The sequence below is a fragment of the Pseudomonas sp. MC6 genome, assembly GCF_054790575.1.
Map to the genome: position 1 here is coordinate 1279599 of NZ_CP186504.1, position 26571 is coordinate 1306169.

Sequence of the window (26571 nt, forward strand, 5' to 3'; positions counted from 1 at the left end):
TCAGTTGTCGTAACCCAGATTCGGCGCCAGCCAGCGCTCGGTCACGCTCAATTCCTGGCCTTTGCGCGAGGTGTAGCTGGCGACCTGATCCTTGTCGACCTTGCCCACGGCAAAGTACTGCGCCTGCGGATGGGCGAAGTACCAGCCGCTGACCGCTGCGGCCGGGAACATCGCGTAGTGCTCGGTGAGGAACACGCCGCTGCGGCCTGCGCGCATCTCTTCGGCTTGCGGATCAAGCAGCGCAAACAGCGCGGCCTTCTCGGTGTGATCCGGGCACGCCGGGTAACCCGGGGCAGGGCGGATGCCGCTGTATTGCTCTTTGATCAGCGCGTCGTTGTCGAGGGTTTCGTCCTTGGCATAACCCCAATGTTCTTTACGGACCTGCTGGTGCAGCCATTCGGCGCAAGCTTCGGCCAGACGGTCGGCCAAGGCTTTGACCATGATCGAGTTGTAATCGTCGCCCGCGTCCTGATAAGCCTTGGCGACTTCTTCGGCGCCGATGCCAGCGGTGGTGATGAAACCCCCGACGTAGTCGGTCACTTCGCTGTCTTTCGGTGCGACGAAGTCGGCCAGCGAAAAGTTCGGCTTGCCGTCGGTCTTGATGATCTGCTGGCGCAAGTGATGCAGTTTGGCCAATGGCTGGCCGTCATCGCCGTACAGCTCGATATCGTCGTCATGCACCTGATTGGCCGGCCAGAAACCGAACACTGCGCGGGCGCTGATCAACTTCTCGTCGATCAGCTTGGCGAGCATTTCCTGCGCGTCCTTATAGAGCGCGGTAGCGGCTTCACCGACTACTTCATCTTCGAGGATGCGCGGGAACTTGCCGGCCAGATCCCAAGAGATGAAGAACGGCGTCCAGTCGATGTATTCGGCCAGAACCTTGAGGTCGATGTTGTCCAGCACCTTGCTGCCGGTGAAGCTCGGTTTGACCGGCTGGTAATTCGCCCAGTCGAACTGCGGCTTCTTGGCGATCGCGGCGGCGTAGCTCAGGCGCTCGGTGCGGGCGCTGCGGTTGGCGGTGCGTTCACGGACTTCAACGTATTCGGCGCGGGTTCTTTCAACAAAACCGGCTTTCAATTCTTTCGACAGCAGCTGCGTCGCCACGCCGACCGCGCGGGAGGCGTCGGTTACGTAAACCACGGCATCGTTGCTGTACTTCGGCTCGATCTTCACCGCGGTGTGCGCTTTGGAGGTGGTCGCGCCACCGATCATCAGCGGCAGGTGGAAATCCTGACGCTGCATCTCACGGGCAACGTGGACCATTTCATCCAGCGACGGTGTGATCAGGCCGGAGAGGCCGATGATGTCGCACTTCTGCTCTTTGGCCACCTGCAGAATCTTCTCGGCCGGCACCATCACGCCGAGGTCGACGATGTCATAGCCGTTGCAACCGAGCACCACGCCGACGATGTTCTTGCCGATGTCGTGGACGTCGCCTTTCACCGTAGCCATGAGGATCTTGCCCTTGGCTTCTGGCTTGTCGCCCTTTTCCAGTTCGATGAACGGGATCAAGTGCGCCACGGCCTGCTTCATTACGCGGGCGGATTTCACCACCTGCGGCAGGAACATTTTGCCGGCACCGAACAGGTCGCCAACGATGTTCATGCCGGACATCAGCGGGCCTTCGATCACTTCGATCGGGCGGGCGAACGACTGACGGGATTCTTCGGTGTCTTCAACGATGTGCGTGGTGATGCCTTTGACCAGCGCATGTTCCAAACGCTTGTTGACCTCCCAGCTACGCCACTCTTCGGTCTCGGCTTCCTTGACGCTGCCGTCGCCCTTGTACTTGTCGGCAATGGCGAGGAGGGCGTCGGTGCCGTTTGGCGTGCGGTTGAGTACCACGTCTTCGACGGCGTCGCGCAGTTCTTGCGGGATCTGGTCGTAGATCTCCAGTTGACCGGCGTTGACGATGCCCATGGTCAGGCCCGCACGGATCGCGTACAGCAAGAACACCGAGTGAATCGCCTCGCGCACCGGGTTGTTGCCCCGGAACGAGAACGACACGTTGGACACGCCGCCCGAAGTCAGCGCATACGGCAGTTCGTCGCGGATGTAGGCGCAGGCGTTGATGAAGTCGACCGCGTAGTTGTTGTGTTCTTCGATACCGGTGGCGACGGCGAAGATGTTCGGGTCGAAAATGATGTCTTCCGGCGGGAAGCCGACTTCGTTGACCAGAATGTCGTAGGAGCGTTTGCAGATTTCTTTCTTGCGCGCTTCGGTGTCGGCCTGGCCGGCTTCGTCGAAGGCCATCACCACCACCGCGGCGCCGTAGCGCTTGCACAGTTTGGCGTGATGGATGAACTGCTCGACGCCTTCTTTCATGCTGATCGAGTTGACGATGCCCTTGCCCTGAATGCACTTGAGGCCGGCTTCGATCACTTCCCATTTGGAGGAGTCGATCATGATCGGTACGCGCGAGATGTCCGGTTCACCGGCGATCAGATTGAGGAAGGTCACCATGGCCTTCTTCGAATCGAGCATGCCTTCGTCCATGTTGATGTCGATCACCTGCGCGCCGGCTTCGACCTGCTGCAGGGCGACTTCCAGCGCTTCGGTGTAGTTGTCTTCACGGATCAGGCGGGCGAATTTCGCCGAGCCGGTGATGTTGGTGCGCTCACCGACGTTGACGAACAGCGAGCTGCGATCGATGGTGAAGGGTTCCAGACCCGAGAGGCGGCAAGCCTTGGGAATGTCCGGAATCTGACGCGGCGCGTAACCGGCAACAGCTTTGGCGATGGCTTCGATGTGCCCCGGCGTGGTGCCGCAGCAGCCGCCGACGATGTTGAGGAAGCCGCTCTGGGCGAATTCTTCGATGACCTTGGCGGTTTCCGACGGCAGTTCGTCGTACTCGCCGAATTCGTTCGGCAGGCCGGCGTTCGGGTGCGCGGAAACGTGGGTGCTGGCCTTGTTCGACAGCTCTTCCAGGTACGGACGCAACTCGCTGGCGCCGAGGGCGCAGTTGAGGCCGACCGAGATTGGCTTGGCGTGTGCCACCGAGTTCCAGAACGCTTCGGTGGTCTGGCCCGACAGGGTACGGCCGGAGGCGTCGGTGATGGTCCCGGAAATCATGATCGGCAGTTCGATGTGCAGCTCTTCGAACACGCCTTGCACGGCGAAGATCGCCGCTTTGGCGTTGAGGGTGTCGAAAATGGTTTCGATCAGGATCAGGTCGGCGCCGCCCTCGATCAGGCCTTTGGTGGCTTCGGTGTAGTTTTCCACCAGCTCATCAAAGGTGACGTTGCGATAGCCCGGGTTGTTGACGTCCGGTGACAGCGAGCAGGTGCGGCTGGTCGGGCCCAGCACGCCGGCGACGAAACGCGGCTTGCCCGGGTTCTCGGCGGTCTTGGCGTCGGCGACCTTGCGCGCCAGACGTGCGCCTTCTACGTTTAGTTCGTAGGCCAGTTCTTCCATGCCGTAGTCGGCCATGGAAATGCGCGTGGCGTTGAAGGTGTTGGTTTCGAGGATGTCGGCGCCGGCATCCAGGTAGGCTTTTTCGATGCCGCCGATCACATCGGGACGGGTGAGCACCAACAGGTCGTTGTTGCCCTTGACGTCACTCGGCCAGTCGGCGAAGCGTTTGCCGCGATAGTCCTGTTCTTCGAGCTTGTAGCTCTGGATCATCGTGCCCATGCCGCCGTCGAGTATCAGGATGCGCTCTTTGAGAGCTTGCTTGAGAGCTTGAAGGCGGACGCTGCGATCGGACATTTGGACTACTCGGAAAGACCATTACGAAGGAGCGGGATCATAGCAAACCTGTGCGCTTTTAGAGCATGTTGGGCTTTTGCATGAATATCGCTCATGTTGGTACGGGCGTCATACTGTAGAATCGCGGCGTTTTTTAACAATCGGGATCAGCAGCATGTCTTACCGCGTCATTGGTTTTGTGTTGCTGTTTCTCAGCTGGGGCGCCGTGGCGCAAGAGCCAGCGACTGTGCCGGCCATTTCTCAGTCGATTTCGTACGTCCGCGACATCCAGCCAATCTTCACCGAGAAGTGCGTGGCCTGCCATGCCTGCTACGACTCGGCCTGCCAGTTGAATCTGGGCAGTGGCGAGGGTGCGGCCCGTGGCGCGAGCAAAATGCCGGTCTATGACGGCGAGCGCACACAAGCGGCACCGACCACGCGACTGTTTTACGACGCCTTCGGTAAACGTGCCTGGCAGCAGAAAGACTTCTATTCGGTGCTCGATGCGCAGGGCAGTCAGGCGGCGCTGATGGCGCGCATGCTCGAGCTCGGGCACAAGACGCCGCTGACGCCCAACGCCAAACTCCCGGAAGAGATTGTGCTGGGCCTGAACCGCGAGAACATGTGCTCGCTGCCCGCCGAGTTTGAGGGCTACGCCGGCGCCCATCCGAAAGAAGGCATGCCGCTGGCGGTGACCGGGCTGACCGATCAGCAATATCAGACGCTGCAGCGCTGGCTGGCCTCGGGTGCCCCGATTGACGAACAAGGCCTGGCGCCGAGCGCGAAAGAGGCGCTGCAAATCGTCCAGTGGGAAAATCTGCTTAATACTCCCGGCGCCCGGCAGAGTCTGGTCGGACGGTGGCTTTACGAGCACTTGTACCTCGCGCACATCTATTTCAAGGATGGCGAGCCGGGGCATTACTTCCAGTGGGTGCGTTCGCGCACACCGAGCGGGCAGCCGATCGACCTGATCGCCACCCGTCGTCCCAACGACGATCCGGGCACCCAGGTGTATTACCGCTTGTGGCCGGTGCAAGGGGTGATCGTGCACAAAACCCATATCACCTATCTGCTGAGCGCGGCGAAGATGGCGCGGGTGAAAAGCCTGTTTTACAGCGGCAACTGGCAGGTCAATGCCTTGCCGGGTTACGGCCCGCAGAGCCGCGCGAATCCCTTCGCGACATTCGAGGCGATTCCGGCGCAGGCGCGTTACCAATTCATGCTCGACAACGCCGAGTACTTTGTCCGCACCTTTATTCGCGGCCCGGTGTGCCGTGGGCAGATTGCGACCGACGTGATCCGCGACAACTTCTGGGCGCTGTTCCAGGCCCCGGAACACGACCTCTATATCACCGACCCGAATTATCGCGGCCAGGCCACGCCGCTGTTGGCCATGCCCGGGCAGAACGACGATGTCGGCAGCGTGTTGAGCCTGTGGCGCAACTACCGCGACAAGCGCAATGAATATGAGGCTCTGCGCCGCGACAGCTACGCCGATCTCCCCGCGCCGAGCTGGTCGACCCTGTGGGCCGGCAACGACAACGCGCTGCTGAGCATTTTTCGCCACTTCGACAGCGCCTCGGTGACCAAAGGCCTGATTGGCGAGGTGCCGCAGACAATGTGGCTATTCGACTACCCCTTGCTCGAGCGCACTTATTATCAGTTGGCGGTCAATTTCGATGTGTTCGGCAATGTCTCGCATCAGGCGCAGACCCGCCTGTATTTTGACCTGATCCGCAACGGCGCTGAGCAGAATTTCTTGCGCCTGATGCCCGCCGACTCTCGTGAGGATTTCCTCGACGATTGGTACCAGAGCGGCGGCCAGTTCAAGATGTGGCTCGATTACGAGGCGATTGACGATGACAAGCCGACTGCGCTGAAACTCGACGAGAAAGACCCGAAATACGATTTCGCCATGCAATTGCTCGCGCGTTACGGTGATCTCAATGCGCGGCCGGATCCGATCAATCGTTGCGCCGGCGCTTACTGCTCACGGCCAAATATCGACCCGGCGCTGCAAAATGCCGAACAGGCATTGAGTCGCCTGACATCGCGCCCGGCGGCCGGATTGCAGGTCATCGACCAACTTCCGGAAGCGACCATGCTGCGTGTCGAAACCGCCGGTGGCAAACGCGAGGTGTACAGCCTGTTGCGCAACCGCGCGCACAGTAACGTGGCGTTCCTGCTCGGCGAGTCACGGCGTTATCAGCCCGGGCTGGATACGCTGACCATTTACCCGGGCGTGCTCAGCAGCTATCCGAACTTCATCTTTAATGTCCCGGCCGATCAGGTGCCGGCGTTTGTCGATGCAATGGAAAACGCCAAGGATGCCAACCGCTTCGAGAAAATCGTCGAACGTTGGGGGATCCGCCGCAGTCATCCGCAATTCTGGTTCTATTTCCACGATTTGAGTCAGTACATTCACGAAACCGATCCGGTGGAAGAGGGCGTGCTGGACATGAACCGCTACGAGAATCTTTGATCGTTTGAAGCGAGGCTGCTGTCCCAACTTCAAGCGACACCGCAAAACCCCTTGTAGGAGTGAGCCTGCTCGCGATAGCGGAGAATCAGGCACTGGAGATGTTGAATGTGCCGCCGCCATCGCGAGCAGGCTCACTCCTACAAGGGGTCTGCGGTGGTTTCAGGAATTGTGATCGGGAGCGGCCGATGTTGATTTCAGTGCAAGCCCTGCGTGCGCTGGCCGCGTGGACGGTGGTCTGCCACCACTTCATGCAGATTTTCTTTGACTTCAAAGCACGCGGGCCAATCGGGCAGCTGTTCATCGACAAGGGCGCGGTAGGCGTCGATATCTTCTTCGTCATCAGCGGTCTGGTGATTTTCCTCTCGACCGAAAACAAACCGCTGCCGCCCGCGCGCTTTCTGTTGTATCGGCTGTTTCGCATCGTCCCGGCGTATTGGCTGTATACGCTGCTGATGGCGCTGCTGGTGGTGTTTGCCCAGCCGTTGCTGCCGGACCAAACCGTGGATTGGGGTCATGTGTTGTTGTCGTTGCTGTTCATTCCGACTGAGAACCCCGGCGGCTACGGCATTTATCCGACGCTGAATGTCGGCTGGACGCTTAATTACGAAATCCTTTTTTACGTGCTGTTCGCCTGGGCGCTGCTGTTTCGCTTGCAGGTGCGCCTGCTGGTAGTCGCGGCGTTGCTGTTTGCAGTGAGTCAGGCATGGACCGGGTTTGGCTGGATCAGCGAGTTCTATCGGTCGGACATCGTCTATGAGTTTCTGCTGGGGATCGGCATCGGCATGCTTTATCGCCGGGGCTGGATCGGTGCGGGACTGTGGTTGCCGCTGGCGGCCATCGTCGCGGCGTTGCTGGCGATTTATCATTGGGCACCGGCGCCGAGGCTGCTCAACTGGGGGGTGCCGAGTGCGGTGCTGGTGATGGCGTGTATCTCACTGGAGCGTTATGTCGAACGTAGTCGTGTCCTCAAACTGCTCGGCGATTGCTCGTATTCGGTGTATCTGATGCACGTTCTGGTGTTGTCGGCAGGCGGTTATCTGGCCCGCCGCTACGGCATCAACCCGTATTTGATGTTTGTCGTGTGCGCGCTGGCCATCGCTGTCGGCTCCTGGTTGAGCTACGAATGGGTGGAAAAACGCAGCTATCGCTGGCTCAAGACGCGGATCGACGGCGGGGCGGACGAAAATCTTTCCCGACAAAAATACTAGGACTTTGTCCGGCGCAACGATTGGCGTAAACTGCGCCCAAGCCTGCGAGGAGTTTCCATGACCGCTATTACCATTACCGACGCCGCCCACGATTACCTGGCTGATCTGCTCTCCAAGCAGAACACCCCGGGCATCGGCATCCGCGTCTTCATCACCCAGCCTGGCACCCAGTACGCCGAAACCTGCATTGCCTACTGCAAGCCGGGCGAAGAAAAACCTGAAGACACCGCGCTGGGGCTGAAAAGCTTCACCGCCTATATCGACCACTTCAGCGAAGCGTTTCTCGACGACGCCGTTGTCGACTACGCCACCGACCGCATGGGCGGCCAACTGACCATCAAGGCGCCAAACGCCAAAGTACCGATGGTCAACGCCGACAGCCCGGTCAACGAGCGCATCAACTACTACCTGCAAACCGAAATCAACCCGGGGCTGGCCAGCCACGGCGGTCAGGTCAGCCTGATCGATGTGGTTGAAGACGGCATCGCCGTTCTGCAGTTCGGTGGCGGTTGCCAGGGCTGCGGCCAGGCGGACGTGACCTTGAAGGAAGGCATCGAGCGCACCTTGCTCGAGCGCATCCCTGAGCTGAAGGGTGTTCGCGACGTGACCGACCACACGCAGAAAGAAAACGCCTACTACTAAGGTGTTCGCTGCGGACATGAAAAACGGCGCCCCGTGAGCGCCGTTTTTTTATGGGTGAAGCAAAAGATCGTTCCCACGCTCTGCGTGGGAATGCAGCCCGGGACGCTCCGCGTTCCATTTCACGGTCTGTACAAATGCGCATGCCCAGCGCGATACAGCGATGACTCGCTAAACACCTCACTGCCCAAAACGCGCCCAACCAGAATCAACGCCGTACGCCGAAACCCTTTGGCCTCGACCTTTCCGGCGATATCCGCCAGCGTCCCGACCACCCAATCCTGATCCGGCCACGTCGCCCGGTGAATCACCGCGATCGGGCAATCCGCGCCGTAATGCGGCAACAGCTCCGCCAGAATCTTCTCCAGATGGTTGACCCCCAGATGAATCGCCATGGTCGCGCCGTGCTGCGCCAGACTGCCGAGTTCTTCGCCTGCCGGCATGGCGGTCTTGTCGGCGTAACGGGTCAGAATCACGCTTTGCGACACGTCCGGCAGGGTCAGTTCCGCACCCAGCAACGCCGCACACGCGGCGGTCGCGGTCACGCCGGGAATGATCTCGAACGGAATATTCAGCTCACGCAGGTAACGAATCTGCTCACCAATCGCACCGTACAGACTCGGGTCGCCGGAGTGCACCCGCGCCACATCCTGACCTTGGGCATGCGCGGTTTTGATCAATTCGATGATCTGTTCCAGATGCAATTCAGCGCTGTTGACCACCGTTTCGGCTTGATGGCCGGCGAGCACCGCCGCGGGCACCAGGGAACCTGCGTAGATAATCACCGGGCAACTGCGGATCAGCCGCTGGCCTTTGACGGTGATCAGTTCCGGGTCGCCGGGGCCGGCGCCGATGAAGTAAACGGTCATCGTTAAATCCTGAGTAAAAGAGGGCACGACCGCGTTGCAGATGAACAACGCTCATGATCAATGGTGGGGATTATCGGGAATTTACGCCGCGCCGGCCAATGCCAACGTGGCCTGAGCGTATTTCTGCCGGGAAATCAGCAGTTTTGCCGGGGCCTGAATCAGCTGTTCGGCGAGTGCCAACGCTGCACTTTCCGCCACGCCGTAGCAACCGGTGCGTTCGTAGGCAATTTGCGAATGGTGGCTGAGTCGTTGTTGATAACTGGCCAGTTCTTCGCTGCTGAAGTACAGCAAGGGCAGGGCGAGTTGCGTAGCAAGTTCTTGCAGCCCCGGCTCGTCGCGCTTCAGGTCGATGCTGGCCAACGCCTTGACCGTTTCAAGCTCTATGCGGTGCGCCTGTAAGGCTTGGTCGAGTAACGCGCGCAGCGTGCTGGCCGGGCAGCCGCGCTGGCAGCCCAGGCCGACTACAAAGGTCGGCGCTGCGCTGTCATCGGTCATGCGTGGTATTGGCCAGCGCTTTTGCGGCGGAACAACCAGGCGCTGATCAGGCCCAAGGCCAGCCAGAACGCCACGTTGGTCAACTGCGAAGCGATTTTGAACTGAGCTTCCAATGCCTCGGGGGCGAGCATCGAATGCACTTCCGGTTGCGGCGCGCCGATCACGTGCGGCACGGCGAGGATGGCCACGCCGAGGATCTTCATCAGCCAGTGACGACTGAACGCGATCAACGACAGGCCGACAGCGGTCGAAGCGGCGGTGCCGATCCACCACGTCTGGCGTGAGGCCAGATCAGCAGCGGCAGTGCCCGGCAATTCAGGTGGCAGGCCCATCGTCGGTGCCAGTACGAATGTCGCGTAACCGGCCAGGCCCCAGAGCAGGCCTTGCGAGGTTTTGGTCGGCGCGCGCAGGGTGTAGAGACCTGCGAGCATCAGGGCGAAGCCGACAGCCACCACCAGATTGCCGCCCGTGGTCGAGACCACACGTTGCCAGCCGTCTTCCGGCTCCCAGGCTTCAGTGTCGTGGGTGTGCGCAGCGGTGCCGGCGGCGTGCTCGTGAACTTCGGCAACCGGTTCGGCTTTCTCGAACGTCTCGGCCTGAAGAATCAGTGGCGATACCCAGAAACTTTGCAGCAGAGTGAGGAGCAGAGCGGCCAGCAGTCCGGTGAAACCTGCGGTTTGCGCAATTCGCTTGATCATGTCGGCAGGTCTCAGTGGCACGGGAACGCGGCGCTGTGGCGGGTATCGTGGGCGGCGTTGTGCACCGCTTCGATGTGCGAGAAGCCGGCGAAATAAACCAGGCAGGCGCCGAGGATCGACGCGAAGACGGCGGCGGTCAGGCGTTGGCTCAGAGTCGTGGTGCTGGTGATTTTGTCCGTGTTGCTGCCGGTGCTGCTGATGATCGACATGGCGCTTCCCTCTGGAATGTCAGTGGGTGAATCGAGCGCATGAAAACCCCTGCGGGTCGGGCTCGCAGAGGTTCGAACAGCGCCCGCCCACCGCGGGTTTGTTATGTTCAGCGACGCACAAGGTGCGGGCTGTGTGTTGCGGGCCGGTCTCCGGGCTCACGAGGGGTTGGTGTCAGGCCGACCTGCAAGCGTCTCCTTCCCATGCCGCACGGGCACAGTGGTTTTGACGCTTCGCTCGCTTACCGTTGCGGGGGCAGCACCGGACTGACATGGGCTTGAGTAAAGCACATGATTCACCGGTTTCCCGTTTCACCCTGTGAAGGGCACCCGTAACAAGTTGTGTAGGAGAGCATGGGGGTGGGGTTTTGGTCAATTTTTGGGTGTATATCCGTTGCTGCGGGTGTTGCTGATTAGGGTTCCGCCCTTACGGCGGGTCACTTTTTCCAGACGCCGAAAAAGTAACCAAAAAGGCTTGCCCTGACGTTCGGCCCGCTCGCTGGGGCTCGGGGTTCCTTCGCTCCGGGATCGATCCGGGCGCAGCGCCTACGGTTTGCTTCGCTGCACCTCCTCTCGCTGTGTTTGGCTGCGCCAAACGGTCGCTGCGCTCCCACGCCCGGATCAATCCCTCCACTCAGCCTTCCGATGTCGCCCGTGGATCAAGATCAAGAGCAGGCGAGCTGACACTCGGCCTATTGAGTGGTGAGGAGCGGGGCGCGTTCGGCTTTTGATTTGCGTTGTTGCTGCCCCTCACCCCAGCCCTCTCCCGAGGGAGAGGGAGCCGATTGGTAGGTGCTTCAAAATGTGCGTTCCACTCGGTATTCCACGTCGGTGTACCTCTTCCATTCCACGCAATCAGTCCCCTCTCCCTCCGGGAGAGGGCTAGGGTGAGGGGCTTTTGATCTGTTTCAGAATCTGAGTTCGACTCGGTATTTCAAGTCGGCGCATCTCTCCCAAACACCACGATCAGTCCCCTCTCCCTTTGGGAGAGGGCTAGGGTGAGGGGCTTTTGATTTGGCTTGTGATCTTGCTTTGGCTTTGGTTTTTGATCTTTTACCCCTTCGGAAGGCCGAGCGAAGGTGTTCATCCGGGGTTAGGCGCGCAGCGCCGTTCGACGAAGTCGAACACATCGAGAGGAGGTGCAGCGAAGCAAACCGTAGGCGATGCCCCCGGATGGACACCGTAGCGAGGGAACACTGAGCCTCAGCGAAGTGCCGTACGCCGGGGCAAAGCCTTTTGGTTCCTTTTTGGCGTTTGAAAAAGGGACTCGCTGTAAGAGCGAAACCGCCAGCAGCCAAAACCGCAGCAACGGATATGCCCCCAATCCAAACATTGACCCATAAGCAAGCCATGCGTAGCCTTGCGCATTCGAGGTTCTTCGGCCGTTGCCGAAGCTAAGAAGGGAACGCGGTCAATGCCGCGGCTGCCCCCGCAACTGTGAACGGTGATGTTCGCTGCCACGCCACTGCCAGCTCAATCGATGAGCCCGCGGGAAGGCGCAGCCAACGCCAGGCCCAGCGCCTGAACGCCGTCAGCCAGGAGACCTGCCTCGTCACAGATTCTCAATTCAACCGGGCGGGGTGATCCGGTGGCGAACTCTCCGGGCGCGCACGTGCGTTGCCGGTTCTCGTCCCGTATGCCCGCCGCTTGCCAAAGGGCATACCGATGAAAACACTGGCCAAACTTCCCGTCACCATCGTCACCGGCTTCCTCGGCTCGGGCAAGACCACATTGCTGCGGCACATGCTCGACAACGCGCAGGGCCGTCGTATCGCGGTGATCGTCAATGAGTTTGGCGAGTTGGGCATCGACGGTGAAATCCTCAAGCAATGCACCATCGGCTGCACCGAAGAAGAAGCCACCGGCCGCGTTTACGAACTGGCCAACGGCTGCCTGTGCTGCACCGTTCAGGAAGAATTCTTCCCGGTGATGCGCGAACTGGTCGCGCGTCGCGGCGACCTCGACCACATCCTCATCGAAACCTCGGGCCTGGCCCTGCCAAAACCACTGGTGCAAGCGTTCCAGTGGCCGGAAATCCGCAGCGCCTGCACCGTTGACGCGGTGATCACCGTGGTCGACAGCCCGGCCGTAGCCGCTGGCACCTTCGCCGCGTTCCCGGATCAGGTCGACGCCCAGCGCAAACTCGATCCGAATCTCGATCACGAATCGCCGCTGCACGAACTGTTCGCTGACCAACTGGCCAGCGCCGACCTCGTCATTCTCAACAAGGCCGACCAGACCAGTCCGGAAGATCTCGCTCGCGTGCGCGCTGAAGTCGCCGAAGAGCTGCCACCGGCGGTGAAAATCATCGAAGCCAGCAACGGCCGTCTGCCGCTGGACGTGCTGATCGGCCTTGGCGCCGGTTCCGAAGAACACATCGACAGTCGCCACAGCCACCATGATCATCACCACGGTGAAGGCGATGACGACCACGATGACCACGATCACGACGCCTTCGATTCGATCTCCATCGAACTGCCGCAAGCCGATGAAAGCCTGCTGCTCGACGCCCTGACGCAACTGGTGGTCAAGCACGGCATCCTCCGTGTCAAAGGTTTCGCCGCCATCCCGAACAAGCCAATGCGCTTGCTGATTCAAGGCGTCGGCACGCGTTTCGACAAGCACTTCGACCGTCAGTGGGGCGCCGATGAAGCGCGCGTCACGCGTCTGGTGTTGATCGGTCAGGAACTCGACGCCGCCCAACTCGAAGCGCAACTGCGCGCTGCGCTCAGCGTTTAAACCATGCACCTGCTCAGGACTCAGCCCGGCGGATTCGTCTCGGATGACAACATTGCCGACCTTGGACAAACCCCCGCCGAGCTGGTGATCCTGTGCAGCGGCGACTCCAGCCTGGCGCTGCTCGCCGAAGCCGCGCAGCAGTTGCCGGAAGATTATCCGAGCCTGCGTCTGGCCAATCCGATGCAGGTGCAGAATCACGCCTCGGTCGATCTGTACGTCGATGAAGTGCTGCGCCACGCCAAGGTGATTCTGATTTCGCTGCATGGCGGCATTGCCTATTGGCGCTATGGTGTCGAGCGGCTGGTCGAGCTGTCCGAGCGTGGTGTGCAGTTGATTCTGGTACCGGGCGATGACCGTCCCGATCCGGAACTCAGCGACTTGAGCACCGTCAACGCCGAGGAACGCGACCGGCTCTGGCAATTCCTGCGTCAGGGCGGCATGGGCAATGCGCTGGATTTCTTCCGCTGTCTGGCCAGCCGTTGGCTCTCCCGCGATTACGCCTGGGAAGAACCGCAGACCCTGCCGCGCACGGCGATTTACCACCCGAATAAAACCAGCGCCGCACTGAGTGACTGGCAAGCCGAATGGCTGCCGGAAAACCCGGTGGCGGCGGTGCTGTTTTACCGCTCGCATTTGCAAGCGGCGAACACCGCGTTCATCGATGTGTTCTGCCAGCGCTTGCAGGCAGCGGGGTTGAATCCGCTGCCGATCGCCGTGGCCAGTCTGAAAGAACCCGGCTGCCTGGCGGTGGTCGAGGATTGGCTGGATGAAGTCGAGGCGGGGGTGATTCTCAACACCACCGGATTCGCTCAGTCCAGCCCCGAAGCGCCGCATCTGCGGCCGTTTCGCCGCAATATTCCGGTGATCCAGGCGATCTGCGCGCAGGACAACGAGCCCGGCTGGCGCGACAGCGAGCAAGGCCTCGGCCCGCGCGATCTGGCCATGCACATTGCCTTGCCGGAACTCGACGGGCGCATCATCAGCCGGCCGATCAGCTTCAAGGATCTGGCCTGGCGCAGTGAGCGCAGTCAGTCCGATGTGGTCTGCTATCGTGCGCAACCCGAACGCATGGATTTTGTCGCCGAACTGGCGCGGCGCTGGATCGATCTGGCGCGGGTGCCGAATGGCGAAAAACGCATCGCGCTGATTCTCGCCAATTACCCGACCCGTGACGGACGCATCGGCAACGGCGTCGGCCTCGACACGCCGGCGGCGGCGCTGAATATTCTTCGCGCGTTGCAGGCTGAGGGTTATCCGATCACGGCAGAGCTGCCGAATAGCGGCACCGAGTTGATCCAGCAATTGCTCGGCGGCGTCAGCAACGATCTCGACACGATTGACCTGCGGCCCTGCCAGCAAAGCTTGGCGATGGACGCTTACCTGACGATGTTCAACGCGCTGCCCGAGGCCAATCGAACCGCAGTGATCGAGCGCTGGGGCGCGCCGCAAAACGATCCAATGTGCCGCGACGGGCGGATGATGATTGCCGGTCTGCGCTTCGGCCTGACCTTCGTCGGCATTCAACCGGCGCGCGGTTATCAGGTTGACCCGAGTGCGGTCTATCACGACCCGGATCTGGTGCCGCCGCACGCGTATCTGGCGTTCTATTTCTGGCTGCGCAATACCTACGGCGCGCACGGCGTGATCCACGTCGGCAAGCACGGCAACCTTGAATGGCTGCCGGGCAAAGGCGTCGGGCTTTCGGAAAACTGCTGGCCGGATGCGTTGCTCGGGCCGCTGCCGAACATCTATCCGTTTATCGTCAACGACCCGGGCGAGGGCGCCCAGGCCAAGCGGCGCACGCAAGCGGTGATCATCGACCACCTGATGCCGCCGCTGACCCGCGCCGAAACCTACGGCCCGCTGCGCAATCTGGAGCTGCTGGCCGACGAGTATTACGAAGCGCAACTGCTTGATCCGCGCCGTGCCCGCGAGTTGCAACGCGACATTCTGCAACTGGTGCGCGAAACGCAGATCGACCGCGAACTGCAACTCGATGCCGGGCTGGACAGCGATGCTGATGCGGCGATCTGGCTACCGCGTCTCGATACGTATTTGTGTGATTTGAAGGAATCGCAGATTCGCGATGGCTTGCACGTCTTCGGTGAGTCACCGACGGGGCGTTTGCGGATTGATACGTTGCTGGCGTTGCTGCGCATTCCACGCGGAGACGGGAAGGGCGCGCAATCGAGCCTGCTGCGCGCACTGGCCAAAGCATTCGAACTCGGATTCGATCCGCTCGATTGCGCACTAGCCGATCCATGGGCAGGCCCACGCCCCGAGCACCTGCAATCGCAAAGCGACGAAGTCTGGCGCACCGCTGGCGATACCCGCGAACGCCTCGAACTGTTTGCCACTGAACTGATTTTCCAGACGCTGCAATCCCCTTGTAGGAGTGAGCCTGCTCGCGATAGCGGAGTGTCATGCGATACAGATTTGCCTGACACACCGCTATCGCGAGCAGGCTCACTCCTACAGGGACCGCGTTGGGCTGAAGTCGGCGCAATCATCGACCACCTGCGCGAAGTCGTCGCCCCACGCCTGGATGCCTGCGGCCCCGCCGAAATGCGCGGCCTGCTCGACGCCCTCAGCGGCCGATTCGTTCCCGCCGGCCCGAGCGGTGCGCCCAGCCGTGGTCGCCTCGACGTGCTACCGACTGGCCGCAATTTCTATTCCGTGGACGTGCGCAACCTGCCGACCACCACCGCATGGCGCATCGGTTTCCAGTCAGCCACGTTGATTCTTGAGCGACACCTGCAAGATCACGGCGATCACCTGCGCCAGCTCGGTTTGTCGGTCTGGGGCACGGCAACCATGCGCACCGGTGGCGACGATATCGCTCAGGCGATGGCGCTGATGGGCGTGCGGCCGGTGTGGGCTACCGGCAGTCAGCGTGTCGACGATTTCGAGATCCTGCCGCTGAGTCTGCTCGACCGCCCGCGCGTCGATGTCACGCTGCGAGTTTCCGGGTTTTTCCGCGATGCGTTTGCCAACCTGATTCGTCTGTTCGACGCGGCGGTGCAGGCAGTAGCGGCACTGGATGAACCGGACGATCTCAATCCGCTGGCGGCAAAAGTGCGCGCCGAGCGTGAGTCTCTGCTGCAATCGGGTCTTGATGAAGAAACGGCGCGGCGTCAGGCCGGTTGGCGAATCTTCGGGGCCAAGCCCGGTGCCTACGGTGCGGGCGTGCAGGGCGCTATCGACGGGCGTTTGTGGCAGAGCCGCGACGATCTGGCCGAGGTTTATCTGAATTGGGGCGCCTACGCTTACGGCGGTTCCGACGAAGGCACCGCCGCCCGCGAGCAATTCGTTCAGCGTCTGAGTCAAGTGCAAGCGGTGCTGCAGAATCAGGACAATCGCGAGCACGACCTGCTCGATTCCAACGACTATTACCAGTTCCAGGGCGGCATGCTCGCCGCCGTGGAAAGCCTGCGCGGTGAAGCAACGGCCAGTTATCACGGCGATCACAGCCAACCGGATCTGCCGAAGATTCGCACGCTCAAAGAAGAGCTGAACCGGGTGATCCGCTCGCGGGCGGCCAATCCGAAATGGATCGACGGGGTTAAGCGCCACGGCTATAAAGGCGCGTTCGAAATGGCGGCGACGGTTGATAACCTGTTTGCGTTTGACGCCACCACGCAGTTGATCGATGACCACCAGTACGCTTTGCTGGCCGATGCTTATCTGCTGGATCCGGCGACCCGGGAGTTTGTTCGTGAGCATAATCCGCACGCGCTGCGGGATATGACCGAGCGGATGCTTGAGGCGCAGCAGCGGGGGATGTGGCAGGAACCGGGGGCTTATAAAGAGGCGCTGGAGAATCTGCTGCTGGATATTGAGGAAGATATGTAGAGTCCTCAGGAAAGTCACCCCCTCACCCCAGCCCTCTCCCCCAAGGGGGCGAGGGGGAAAGGGAGCCGATTTGTGTGCTGTTCAGAATCGAAGTCAACTCGATAATTCAGGTCGGCGCAACTTGCAAGAACACCCAGATCAGTTCCCTCTCCCTCTGGGAGAGGGCTAGGGTGAGGGCCACCCCAACTGACACACCACAACGCCAAGCACACCCACGACCACGACAGAGAAAACCCAAATGACCGACACCCCACATTTCCCGCTCTCCGCCGTGGTCGGCGCCGATGACCTCAAGCTTGCCCTGTGCCTCACCGCCATCGACCCAAAAATCGGCGGCGTGCTGATCGAAGGCCCGCGCGGCATGGCCAAGTCCACCCTGGCCCGTGGCCTGGCTGATCTGCTCGCCAGTGGTCAATTCGTCACCTTGCCGCTGGGCGCCACCGAAGAACGTCTGGTCGGTACCCTCGACCTTGACGCTGCCCTCAGCGAGGGCCGCGCACAATTCTCACCAGGTGTGCTGGCCAAGGCTGACGGCGGCGTACTCTACGTCGATGAAGTCAATCTGCTGCCCGATCACCTCGTTGATCTGCTGCTCGACGTTGCCGCCAGCGGCACCAATCTGATCGAGCGCGACGGCATTTCCCATCGGCATTCGGCGAGGTTCGTGCTGATCGGCACGATGAACCCGGAAGAGGGCGAGTTGCGTCCGCAACTGCTCGACCGCTTTGGCCTGAACGTCGCCCTCAGTGGCCTCACGGCACCGACCGAACGCGGACAGATCATCCGTCGGCGACTGGATTTCGACAGCGACCCGCAAGCGTTCTGCGCACAGTGGGAAGCCGAGCAACAAGCCCTGCGTGTGCGTTGCGAAAATGCTCGCGCTATCTTGGCCAATATTGCGCTGGACGATGCCGCACTGGCGCAGATCACCGAGCGTTGCTTCGCTGCCGGCGTCGATGGCTTGCGTGCCGACCTCGTCTGGTTACGCGCCGCTCGTGCCCACGCGGCATGGCGCGGGGCTGAGGTGATTGGCGAAGAGGATATCGACGCTGTGGCCGAGTTTGCCCTGCGCCATCGTCGGCGTGAGCAAGCGCCATCGAGTCCGCAACAACCTGCCCAGTCGCCTGCCGAAACCCAGGCCTCGTCGAGCGAAGGGCAGGGCCAGTGGGGCGACCTGCCGGCGCCTGCTCTTGCCACCGGCGCTCGCCGTGAAGTGCCGAGCTGGCCAAAAAAGCCTTAGGCATTCGCCCCCGATCCGACGCGGGGGCGAATGCCAGACCCCGCGCCGGACAGCTGGACAACGGACGCCAAGGCAAGCGCCATAAGGCGCGCAGCGGTACGGTGAATTGGCCGGGTTCGTTACTCAACGGGCGGCCTCGAACGCGCGAAGATCTGCTGTTTCAACTGCGCACGCGCTCACCGCATGAATTGTGGCTGGTGATCGTCGATGCCTCCGCCTCGACCCGCCGCCATCAGGCCTTGAGCGATGCCAAAGGTTTGCTCGCGCAATTGTTCGATGATGCTTACCGGCAACGGGCGCGACTCGCATTGTTGACGGCCAGTGGCTCGGTGCCGAAATGGCAGGTGCAGGGATTGAAGGCGTCCAGCGGCTTGCGGGTGTGGCTGGAAGCTTTAGGTGCAGGCGGTGGCACGCCGTTGCTGGCGGCGCTGGAGCAGGCCGGGCAGTGGCTGACGGTGCGGCGCAAGCGCTTTCCTGCCGAGCAGCAACGCTTGCTGGTGGTGACCGATGGGCGTCTGAAACAGTGGGCGGGATTACCGGCGCTGGCGTGCCCGGGGTTGTTGATCGATATCGAGCGTGGGCCGATCCGGTTGGGCCGGACCAAGGATCTGGCGACGGCATTGGATGCGCAGTATCGACATATCGATGAACTGATTTCCCTCTGATACTTTCTGTGTCTGGTCGGGCCTCATCGCGAGCAGGCTCACTCCTACAGGGGAACGCATTCCAAATGTAGGAGTGAGCCTGCTCGCGATTGCATCGACTCGGTCTAGAGCCGAACACTCAAAACCCGAATCACTGCTCTATGCTGCACCCAGCCCTAATCACAAGGAGTGAGCGATGCGCGTTGTGGTCAAAAACCCTCAGGACGATTTCCGTGTAAAGGCCTACGCCGGCACCAACGGCGTGCTGCTGGCCATGGATCTGGCCGAATCCCGGCGCAAAGGCCTGTTGGGTTTCGCCATCGAAAAGCAGCAGGGCGGCAAACCCTGGTTGTTCCTGTTCAACAGCCTCACCTTCCCTGGCAAGGCGCATACCTTCCCCCAGTTCCACGCCACCCCAAGCGATAAAGCCCCGCTGCAGAAATTTCGCTGGGCCGATTATGCGGTCAATCCGGGCATGACCCTTCACTATCGCGTGCATCTGGCCTACGGCACCGCGGATGCCGTGTACTTGGGAGAGTCGTTGGAACTGACGATCACCCCCGATGACGGTCACCCGAGCAATCAAAGCGTGATATTCAACCGTGCGGTCGCCGCCAGTCAGGCGTTCCAGCGCAAGTTTCCCGATCTCGACGCGCAGATCAGCGCCAACAAAAACATGCCCATCGAAGCCTGGCCCGATGCGCCGCGGCAATGGTTGGAAAACGGCTTGCTCGCACGATTGCGCGGGTTTATCGAGCGTGCGGTCGATGGTCAGTGGGCGCTGGATATCGCGATTTACGAGTATCAGTTGCAGGCAATCGTCGATGCGGTGAACGCGGCGTTCATGCGTGGCGTAAAGGTGCGGGTGCTGTATCACGCCCGGCCCGATGATGAAGACACCAGGATCAACGAAGCGAGCCTGGCGGCACTGCCTCTCGCGAGCAAACGCGGGCGAGTGACCCACAATATCTTTCACAACAAATTCATGGTCCTCAGCCGCGTTGATGCCAGCGGCACTCATCAGCCTGAAGCGGTTTTATGTGGCAGCACCAATTTCACCGCCAACGGAGTTTATCGTCAGGCTAACGTGGTGCATGTGCTGGACGATGCATCGATTGCCGCCAGTTATCTGCAGACGTTCGAGCAGATCTGGGCGCAGCCGGATGATATCGGCGTTACCCGTGACTGGATTACTGAACACAACCCGATGAATCCGCAGCAACCTTTGTTTGCCGGGTTCTCGCCGCGCACCGGCGGGGCTGATCTGCAGGCGTTCGTGCAGATCATCAGCGCGGCGAAAAAGGACGTGCTGTTCGTCACCGCGTTCTCGCTGCCGGACGCGATTCTTAACGCGTTACTCGGCCAGCCCCACGACGACATTTTGCGTTATGGCCTGCAGAACACTGCCAGCCGCATCACCGGGTTCCACGCCGACCGCAGCGCCGAATTCGCTGCCACCGCGTTGCTCAACACCGGTCTGGAAGGCTGGCTGCGCGAGAACATGAAAGGCCAGAAAGGCAATCTGCTGGTGCACACTAAAGCGGTAGTCACCGACTTCACCACCGACACGCCGACGATCATCAGCGGCAGCCACAACCTCAGTGCCTCAGCGAGCAACGGCAACGACGAAAATTACCTGATCATTCGTGGCGACACCGATCTGGCGGATCGTTACGGCCTGGAGCTGTTGCGATTTTACGAGCATTACCGCTTTCGTTATTTCGCAAAAAAACTGGCGTTGAAGCAGGTGAATCCATTGGCGGTGGATGACAGTTGGACTAACGATTACTACGTCGAAGGGGATTTACGGCAGTTGTCGCGTTTGCGTTTTGCCGGCCGTTGACACGAAGTTGCAATACGCCCCCCGTAGGAGTGAGCCTGCTCGCGATGAGGCCAGCACAATCAACACATCTCTCCAGACTGTACAGATTTTGAAATGATTTGCCGCTGTAGGAAATGTTCCCAAAGCCTGTACGCTCCAAGGCCATTTTTCATTCAGGATTTGCATGAACACCCTCTCGGAGCCTCCCAGTCGCACCTTCCCCTCGCGCCATGGCGCGGTCTTGACGCACTCGCAGCATCCGGTTTTCCGACATCCGACTATCGTTGCTAACGCGGCCCTAGAGCCTTCGCGTTGCGCTTTGCCGTGTCCGGCAGCCTGAATCAACCGAGAGAGATAGAGACGTTTTATGGAATGGTTAGCGGATCCCACGGCCTGGTTAGGCTTGTTGACTTTGATCGTGCTGGAACTGGTGCTGGGTATCGACAACCTGGTGTTCATCGCAATCCTCGCGGACAAACTGCCGCCGCATCAGCGTGACCGCGCGCGGATTATCGGCCTGTCGCTGGCGCTGATCATGCGCCTTGGCCTGTTGGCGAGTATTTCCTGGCTGGTGACCCTCACGCAGCCGTTGTTCGAGGTATTCGACAAGAGCTTCTCCGGCCGTGACCTGATCATGCTGTTCGGTGGTGTGTTCCTGTTGTTCAAGGCGACCATGGAATTGCACGAACGCCTTGAAGGCCATGTCGGCGAACGCACGACCAACGCCGCTTATGCGATGTTCTGGCCGATCGTTGCGCAGATCGTGGTACTCGACGCGGTGTTCTCGCTGGATGCGGTGATCACGGCCGTGGGCATGGTCGATGAACTGGCAGTGATGATGATCGCGGTGATCATCTCGATTGGCTTGATGATCGTCGCGAGCAAGCCGCTGACGCGCTTCGTCAACGCGCACCCGACGGTGATCATGTTGTGCCTGGGCTTCCTGATGATGATCGGTTTTGCCCTGACCGCCGAAGGTCTGGGCTTCCACATTCCGAAAGGTTATCTGTACGCCGCCATTGGTTTCTCGATCCTGATCGAGGTGTTCAACCAGATCGCCCGGGCCCGACGCAAGCGTTCGATGCAAGGCTTGCGACCGATACGCGAGCGCACGGCTCATGCGGTCATGCGCTTGCTGGGCGGGCGCAAACTGGCGGCGGAAGAGTTGGGCGAGGAGATCTCCGACCTGCTCGACGACGGTGACGCGCCAAGTGCCGAACTGTTCGACCGTCGCGAACGGGTGATGATCAGCGGCGTGCTGCAACTGGCCGAGCGCCCGATTCGCGGGCTGATGACCGTGCGCGCCGATGTCGACACGCTTGATCTGGCCGATGACCGCGAGGCGCTTCGTACCCGCTTGATGCACTCGTCCTACTCGCGTCTGCCGTTGATTCGTAATGGTGCGGTGGATGAGCCGTTGGGCTTCGTGCACAAGAAGGAACTGCTCAAGGAATACCTGGCCGGCACCGAGCCGAACCTGGAACATCTGGCGCGCAAGACCATCAACCTGCTCGACAGTTATTCGATCCTCAACGCACTGGAGCAGATGCGCGCAGCCTCGACGCACATTGCCTTTGTGGTCAACGAATTCGGTGATTTTGTCGGCGTGTTGACCATGACCGACATCCTCGAATCGATTGCCGGTGAGTTGCCGGATGCCAGCGAAGTCGAAGGCCCGGACGTGGTCGAGGAGCAGGGCGGGTTTATCGTCAGTGGTGCATTGAACCTGTCGCGCGTGCGCCAGCGCACCGGGTTTGGTGCGCAGCCGACCGAGGACTATCAGACCATGGCCGGGTTGGTGATGAGCCTGCTGGATCGATTGCCGGTGATCGGTGACCGTCTGGAGCTGGAGGGCTGGCAGATGACGGTCAAAGCCGTGGAAGAGCGGCGGGTGACTCGGGTGTTGTTGGTGCGTGCTGCCGCGTAATACTTGAGTTCTCTACTGACTGTCCCGGCCTCTTCGCGAGCAGGCTCGCTCCCACAATGGAATGCGTTTCAAAGGGGGGCGAGCCTGCTCGCGAATGCTTGGGTTCAGGCACCGCAGTATTCACTGATGAAAAGTGTAGCGATCCTTCCCGATATGCTTTGACGCAAACAACGCCCCTTACGCCTTGAGCGCCGCCTGATTCAGCGAATCGCAATCCTCGACCCGGGTCTCACCGATACTGGTGGTCACCGGTCGAGGAATTTCCGCAAGCGAGCACGTGCAACAGTGCGCAGAGTACGAAGTGTCTGACGCAGCCAAGGCAGGTCATGCAGCTGTTTGCGAGGCGCAACGGGCGCTTTGGTCTTGCCGATATGCTCGGCGAAATCCCGTGCGAGGGTTTCTTCGGTGCCGATGCCTTTGAGTTTTTTCACCAGTCTACCGTTCTTGTAAAACAGCACGGTGGGCGTGCCGGTGACCAGCGGATGGCGCGGGGACTCGCTGGTATTGAGCATGTAGATATTGGCGCGATGCCGGTATGGCTCGGCCGTCTGGCGAAAAATCGGCCCGGCCCATTCGCAGGCGGGGCAATGTTCGTTGGCGAAATACAGGATTACCGGGCGCCAGGTTTTCAGGGCTTTGCGGTAGGTGGGCGGCAAAGTAGCGAGAGGGATATTCGCGCTCATCAGAATCTCCGTTTCAGGTGTAGCTGTATCTCTTGACGGTAATCCAGCGCGAGGCGTCCGCCTACTGTCAGACCTGACAGGTGCAACGCGCCTTGTTTTGTGCAGGGCGCCTCGAAATGTGGCGCGAATACCCGGCGTGTGTAGCCTACGGTAGCGAGTCTACTTGGCGTCTCTGGAAGCAGCGGCGCTGTCTGTTTCTGCATCTCTTTGATTTCGAAAACATTTCATTGCACTACAGATTCTCCAACAATCCTGTGGCACACTTTCTGCTGTCTATTCCGTAGTAACAAACCGTGTTCCGGTATAGCGGAATAAACACAATTCTGGAGTGCTTGCCATGCATCGCCGTCCTTCGTTGTTCAAAGCATGTGTTTTTGTTCTTGCGGCTTCGTCCGCTGTCATGGGTATGGCCCAGGCCGCCGACAGCAAGCTCGACAGTGTTCTGGCCCGTGGCAAATTGATTGTCGGCACCGGCAGCACCAATGCGCCGTGGCACTTTCAGGGCGCGGACGGCAAGTTGCAGGGCTTTGATATCGACATCGCCAGAATCGTCGCCAAGGGTCTGTTCAACGACCCGAGCAAGGTCGAGTTCGTGGTGCAGTCGTCCGATGCGCGGATTCCCAATCTGCTCACCGACAAAGTCGACATGAGCTGCCAGTTCATCACCGTTACCGCCAGCCGCGCGCAGCAAGTCGCGTTCACCTTGCCGTACTACCGCGAAGGCGTTGGCCTGCTGTTGCCGAACAACAGCAAGTACAAGGAAATCGAAGACCTGCAAGCCGGCGGCGACAGCGTCACCGTGGCGGTGCTGCAAAACGTCTATGCCGAAGAGCTGGTGCATCAGGCACTGCCAAAAGCCAAGGTCGATCAGTACGACAGCGTCGACCTGATGTATCAGGCTGTTAACTCCGGCCGCGCCGATGCCGCCGCCACCGACCAGTCTTCGGTCAAATACCTGATGGTGCAGAACCCCGGCCGCTACCGCAGCCCAAGCTATGCGTGGAGCCCGCAGACCTACGCGTGTGCGGTGAAACGCGGCGATCAGGACTGGCTCAACTTCGTCAACACCGCATTGCATGAAGCCATGACGGGCGTTGAGTTCCCGACCTACGCGGCGTCGTTCAAGCAATGGTTCGGTGTAGATCTGCCTTCGCCAGCGATCGGTTTCCCAGTCGAATTCAAATGATCCCGTGAGGGTGGGGCGACCTCACATCGCCCCGCCCAAGGTACTGCTGACCATGAACTATCAGTTGAACTTTGCCGCCGTGTGGCGCGATTTCGACACCTTGCTGGCGGGGCTCGGTCTGGGGCTTGAGCTGGCCTTGGTGTCGATCGCCATCGGCTGCGTGATCGGCCTGCTGATGGCGTTTGCCTTGCTCTCCAAGCATCGCGCCTTGCGGGTGCTGGCTTCGGTGTACGTCACGGTGGTGCGTAACACGCCGATTCTGGTGTTGATTCTGTTGATCTACTTTGCCTTGCCGAGTCTTGGCATTCGTCTGGACAAGATTCCCTCGTTCATCATCACGCTCTCGTTGTATGCCGGGGCGTACCTGACCGAAGTGTTCCGTGGTGGTTTGCTGAGCATCCCCAAGGGCCAGCGCGAAGCCGGGTTGGCCATCGGTCTCGGCGAGTGGCAGGTCAAGGCGTACGTCACCGTTCCGGTGATGCTGCGCAATGTCTTGCCAGCACTGTCGAACAACTTCATCTCGCTGTTCAAGGACACCTCGCTGGCCGCCGCAATTGCAGTGCCGGAGCTGACCTATTACGCGCGCAAGATCAACGTCGAAAGCTACCGGGTGATTGAAACCTGGCTGGTGACCACGGCGTTGTATGTCGCGGCCTGTTACCTCATTGCCATGCTGCTGCGTTACCTCGAGCAGCGTCTGGCGATCCGCCGATAGGAGGCTGCGATGTACGAATCTCCAAGTTGGTTACATGAATTGTGGGTCGCGCGCGAACCGCTGTGGCAGGGTTTTTTGACCAGTGTGCAAGTGTCGGCGCTGGCGATTCTGCTCGGCACGATGCTCGGCGTGGTTACCGGGCTGGTGCTGACCTACGGCAAGTTCTGGATGCGCGCGCCGTTCCGTTTTTACGTCGATCTGATTCGCGGCACACCGGTGTTTGTATTGGTGCTGGCCTGCTTCTATATGGCGCCGGCACTCGGTTGGCAGATCAGCGCATTTCAGGCCGGGGCCTTGGGCCTGACGCTGTTTTGCGGCTCTCACGTCGCCGAGATTGTTCGCGGTGCGCTGCAAGCGTTGCCGCGCGGGCAAATGGAAGCGAGCAAAGCCATCGGTCTGACGTTCTACCAATCCCTCGGCTACGTGCTGTTGCCTCAGGCATTGCGGCAGATCCTGCCGACCTGGGTCAATTCGTCCACCGAAATCGTCAAGGCTTCGACCTTGTTGTCGGTGATCGGCGTCGCCGAATTGCTCCTCAGCACCCAACAGATCATCGCCCGGAACTTCATGACCCTGGAGTTCTACCTGTTCGCCGGTTTTCTGTTTTTCGTCATCAACTACGGCATCGAATTACTCGGCCGGCACATTGAAAAGCGGGTGGCCCTGCCATGACTCAAGCTCAAGTTTCCCCTCAGAATCAGGCGTTGCTGGACATCCGTGGCCTGCACAAACAGTACGGCGCGGTCGAAGTGCTCAAGGGCGTCGACCTGAGCATGCAGCGCGGCAACGTCGTGACGCTGATCGGCTCCAGCGGTTCAGGCAAAACCACGCTGCTGCGTTGCGTGAACATGCTCGAAGAATTCCAGGGCGGGCAGATCCTGCTCGACGGTGAATCCATCGGCTATGACGAGGTCAACGGCAAGCGTGTGCGGCATGCGGAAAAAGTCATCGCCCGCCATCGTGCAATGACCGGCATGGCGTTCCAGCAGTTCAACCTGTTCCCGCATTTGACCGCTTTGCAGAACGTCACCCTGGGCTTGCTCAAAGTGAAGAAAATGCACAAGGACGAAGCCGTCGTCCTCGCGGAAAAATGGCTGGAACGCGTCGGCCTGCTGGAGCGGCGCAATCACTTTCCCGGTCAGTTGTCCGGCGGTCAGCAACAGCGCGTGGCGATCGCCCGGGCCATTGCGATGAACCCGAGTCTGATGCTGTTCGACGAAGTCACTTCAGCCCTCGACCCGGAACTGGTCGGCGAAGTGCTCAACGTCATCAAGGGCCTGGCCGAAGACGGCATGACCATGTTGCTGGTGACCCACGAAATGCGTTTCGCCTTCGAGGTCTCGGACAAGATCGTTTTCATGAATCAGGGGCGAATCGAAGAGCAGGGGGCTCCCAAGGAGCTGTTCGAACGCCCGCAATCGCCGCGTCTGGCTGAGTTCCTCAAAAGCACGCGGTTTTAATTTTTCACTTTTTCAA

The 26571-nt window shown here is 60.4% G+C and carries 19 protein-coding genes and 2 riboswitches; of the genes, 13 read left to right on the forward strand and 6 right to left on the reverse strand.

Translation table 11 applies throughout. The features are described from left to right. Positions 1-3711, reverse strand: a complete 3711-nt coding sequence (metH, locus tag ACOYXE_RS05885) for a methionine synthase (RefSeq protein ID WP_460928166.1) — start codon at positions 3709-3711, stop codon at positions 1-3. 154 nt (positions 3712-3865) lie between these two features. Between metH and ACOYXE_RS05890 the strand changes: the two genes are divergently transcribed. The 3 genes from ACOYXE_RS05890 to nfuA all read left to right on the forward strand — a co-directional run bounded on the left by ACOYXE_RS05890 (position 3866) and on the right by nfuA (position 8022). Then, positions 3866-6172 (forward strand): fatty acid cis/trans isomerase, encoded by a 2307-nt coding sequence (locus ACOYXE_RS05890; protein WP_460928168.1) that lies wholly within the window; start codon positions 3866-3868, stop codon positions 6170-6172. 185 nt (positions 6173-6357) lie between these two features. Beyond that, entirely contained in the window at positions 6358-7380 is a 1023-nt protein-coding gene (locus tag ACOYXE_RS05895) for an acyltransferase family protein (RefSeq protein ID WP_460928170.1), read from the forward strand. A 57-nt stretch (positions 7381-7437) separates the two neighbouring features. Next, positions 7438-8022, forward strand: coding sequence for a Fe-S biogenesis protein NfuA (nfuA, locus tag ACOYXE_RS05900; protein ID WP_007912592.1), 585 nt, complete (start codon positions 7438-7440; stop codon positions 8020-8022). Between the two features lie 119 nt (positions 8023-8141). Here the strand turns inward: nfuA and cobM are convergent, their stop codons facing one another. The 4 genes from cobM to ACOYXE_RS05920 form a co-directional block, all read right to left on the reverse strand. Then, the gene (gene cobM, locus ACOYXE_RS05905) at positions 8142-8888 is read right to left on the reverse strand and encodes a precorrin-4 C(11)-methyltransferase (RefSeq protein WP_460928172.1); all 747 of its coding nucleotides are present in this window, start codon (positions 8886-8888) and stop codon (positions 8142-8144) included. A gap of 81 nt (positions 8889-8969) precedes the next feature. Further along, positions 8970-9383: a cobalamin biosynthesis protein gene (locus ACOYXE_RS05910; RefSeq protein ID WP_137219332.1), complete on the reverse strand. Its 414-nt coding sequence runs from the start codon at positions 9381-9383 to the stop codon at positions 8970-8972. Then, positions 9380-10081 carry a CbtA family protein gene (locus tag ACOYXE_RS05915; protein ID WP_460928174.1) on the reverse strand — a complete coding sequence of 234 codons (702 nt, stop codon included), beginning with the start codon at positions 10079-10081 and terminating at the stop codon, positions 9380-9382. The genes ACOYXE_RS05910 and ACOYXE_RS05915 overlap by 4 nt, the downstream gene beginning before the upstream one ends. An 11-nt stretch (positions 10082-10092) precedes the next feature. Further along, the gene (locus ACOYXE_RS05920; protein ID WP_160058263.1) at positions 10093-10290 is read right to left on the reverse strand and encodes a CbtB domain-containing protein; all 198 of its coding nucleotides are present in this window, start codon (positions 10288-10290) and stop codon (positions 10093-10095) included. A gap of 124 nt (positions 10291-10414) precedes the next feature. Further along, a riboswitch (cobalamin riboswitch) is annotated at positions 10415-10636 on the reverse strand. Between the two features lie 1005 nt (positions 10637-11641). Then, positions 11642-11853, forward strand: a riboswitch (cobalamin riboswitch). 99 nt (positions 11854-11952) lie between these two features. On the opposite strand from ACOYXE_RS05920, the gene cobW reads away from it, so the two are divergent. From cobW to ACOYXE_RS05950, 6 genes are all read left to right on the forward strand, one after another. Then, positions 11953-13026, forward strand: a complete 1074-nt coding sequence (cobW, locus tag ACOYXE_RS05925; RefSeq protein WP_034154301.1) for a cobalamin biosynthesis protein CobW — start codon at positions 11953-11955, stop codon at positions 13024-13026. A gap of 3 nt (positions 13027-13029) precedes the next feature. Next, the gene (gene cobN / locus ACOYXE_RS05930; RefSeq protein ID WP_405123495.1) at positions 13030-16878 is read left to right on the forward strand and encodes a cobaltochelatase subunit CobN; all 3849 of its coding nucleotides are present in this window, start codon (positions 13030-13032) and stop codon (positions 16876-16878) included. 238 nt (positions 16879-17116) lie between these two features. Next, entirely contained in the window at positions 17117-18118 is a 1002-nt protein-coding gene (locus ACOYXE_RS05935; protein WP_460928179.1) for an ATP-binding protein, read from the forward strand. A 2-nt stretch (positions 18119-18120) separates the two neighbouring features. After that, positions 18121-18783 (forward strand): vWA domain-containing protein, encoded by a 663-nt coding sequence (locus tag ACOYXE_RS05940; RefSeq protein WP_460929782.1) that lies wholly within the window; start codon positions 18121-18123, stop codon positions 18781-18783. A 175-nt stretch (positions 18784-18958) separates the two neighbouring features. After that, positions 18959-20605 carry a phospholipase D-like domain-containing protein gene (locus ACOYXE_RS05945; protein ID WP_405123496.1) on the forward strand — a complete coding sequence of 549 codons (1647 nt, stop codon included), beginning with the start codon at positions 18959-18961 and terminating at the stop codon, positions 20603-20605. 346 nt (positions 20606-20951) lie between these two features. Beyond that, positions 20952-22511 carry a TerC family protein gene (locus ACOYXE_RS05950; protein ID WP_160058256.1) on the forward strand — a complete coding sequence of 520 codons (1560 nt, stop codon included), beginning with the start codon at positions 20952-20954 and terminating at the stop codon, positions 22509-22511. A 245-nt stretch (positions 22512-22756) separates the two neighbouring features. Here the strand turns inward: ACOYXE_RS05950 and ACOYXE_RS05955 are convergent, their stop codons facing one another. Next, positions 22757-23194 (reverse strand): thioredoxin family protein, encoded by a 438-nt coding sequence (locus ACOYXE_RS05955; protein WP_160058254.1) that lies wholly within the window; start codon positions 23192-23194, stop codon positions 22757-22759. A 337-nt stretch (positions 23195-23531) separates the two neighbouring features. On the opposite strand from ACOYXE_RS05955, the gene ACOYXE_RS05960 reads away from it, so the two are divergent. From ACOYXE_RS05960 to ACOYXE_RS05975, 4 genes are read left to right on the forward strand one after another with little or no spacing between them, the layout of a single operon-like run. Continuing rightward, the gene (locus ACOYXE_RS05960; protein ID WP_160058252.1) at positions 23532-24380 is read left to right on the forward strand and encodes a transporter substrate-binding domain-containing protein; all 849 of its coding nucleotides are present in this window, start codon (positions 23532-23534) and stop codon (positions 24378-24380) included. A 52-nt stretch (positions 24381-24432) separates the two neighbouring features. Continuing rightward, entirely contained in the window at positions 24433-25095 is a 663-nt protein-coding gene (locus ACOYXE_RS05965; protein WP_003225455.1) for an amino acid ABC transporter permease, read from the forward strand. Between the two features lie 9 nt (positions 25096-25104). Then, a complete protein-coding gene (locus ACOYXE_RS05970) occupies positions 25105-25767 on the forward strand; it encodes an amino acid ABC transporter permease (RefSeq protein WP_095047813.1) in 663 nt (220 codons plus the stop codon). After that, positions 25764-26555, forward strand: a complete 792-nt coding sequence (locus ACOYXE_RS05975; protein WP_160058250.1) for an amino acid ABC transporter ATP-binding protein — start codon at positions 25764-25766, stop codon at positions 26553-26555. Before ACOYXE_RS05970 ends, ACOYXE_RS05975 begins: the two co-directional genes overlap by 4 nt. Positions 26556-26571 lie beyond the last annotated feature (16 nt).

Excerpts from the sequence above, each read along its gene's own strand:
- metH (WP_460928166.1), bottom strand. The coding sequence starts at position 3,711 with ATGTCCGATCGCAGCGTCCGCCTTCAAGCTCTCAAGCAAGCTCTCAAA.
- ACOYXE_RS05890 (WP_460928168.1), top strand. The coding sequence starts at position 3,866 with ATGTCTTACCGCGTCATTGGTTTTGTGTTGCTGTTTCTCAGCTGGGGC.
- ACOYXE_RS05895 (WP_460928170.1), top strand. The coding sequence starts at position 6,358 with ATGTTGATTTCAGTGCAAGCCCTGCGTGCGCTGGCCGCGTGGACGGTG.
- nfuA (WP_007912592.1), top strand. The coding sequence starts at position 7,438 with ATGACCGCTATTACCATTACCGACGCCGCCCACGATTACCTGGCTGAT.
- cobM (WP_460928172.1), bottom strand. The coding sequence starts at position 8,888 with ATGACCGTTTACTTCATCGGCGCCGGCCCCGGCGACCCGGAACTGATC.
- ACOYXE_RS05910 (WP_137219332.1), bottom strand. The coding sequence starts at position 9,383 with ATGACCGATGACAGCGCAGCGCCGACCTTTGTAGTCGGCCTGGGCTGC.
- ACOYXE_RS05915 (WP_460928174.1), bottom strand. The coding sequence starts at position 10,081 with ATGATCAAGCGAATTGCGCAAACCGCAGGTTTCACCGGACTGCTGGCC.
- ACOYXE_RS05920 (WP_160058263.1), bottom strand. The coding sequence starts at position 10,290 with ATGTCGATCATCAGCAGCACCGGCAGCAACACGGACAAAATCACCAGC.
- cobW (WP_034154301.1), top strand. The coding sequence starts at position 11,953 with ATGAAAACACTGGCCAAACTTCCCGTCACCATCGTCACCGGCTTCCTC.
- cobN (WP_405123495.1), top strand. The coding sequence starts at position 13,030 with ATGCACCTGCTCAGGACTCAGCCCGGCGGATTCGTCTCGGATGACAAC.
- ACOYXE_RS05935 (WP_460928179.1), top strand. The coding sequence starts at position 17,117 with ATGACCGACACCCCACATTTCCCGCTCTCCGCCGTGGTCGGCGCCGAT.
- ACOYXE_RS05945 (WP_405123496.1), top strand. The coding sequence starts at position 18,959 with ATGCGCGTTGTGGTCAAAAACCCTCAGGACGATTTCCGTGTAAAGGCC.
- ACOYXE_RS05950 (WP_160058256.1), top strand. The coding sequence starts at position 20,952 with ATGGAATGGTTAGCGGATCCCACGGCCTGGTTAGGCTTGTTGACTTTG.
- ACOYXE_RS05955 (WP_160058254.1), bottom strand. The coding sequence starts at position 23,194 with ATGAGCGCGAATATCCCTCTCGCTACTTTGCCGCCCACCTACCGCAAA.
- ACOYXE_RS05960 (WP_160058252.1), top strand. The coding sequence starts at position 23,532 with ATGCATCGCCGTCCTTCGTTGTTCAAAGCATGTGTTTTTGTTCTTGCG.
- ACOYXE_RS05965 (WP_003225455.1), top strand. The coding sequence starts at position 24,433 with ATGAACTATCAGTTGAACTTTGCCGCCGTGTGGCGCGATTTCGACACC.
- ACOYXE_RS05970 (WP_095047813.1), top strand. The coding sequence starts at position 25,105 with ATGTACGAATCTCCAAGTTGGTTACATGAATTGTGGGTCGCGCGCGAA.
- ACOYXE_RS05975 (WP_160058250.1), top strand. The coding sequence starts at position 25,764 with ATGACTCAAGCTCAAGTTTCCCCTCAGAATCAGGCGTTGCTGGACATC.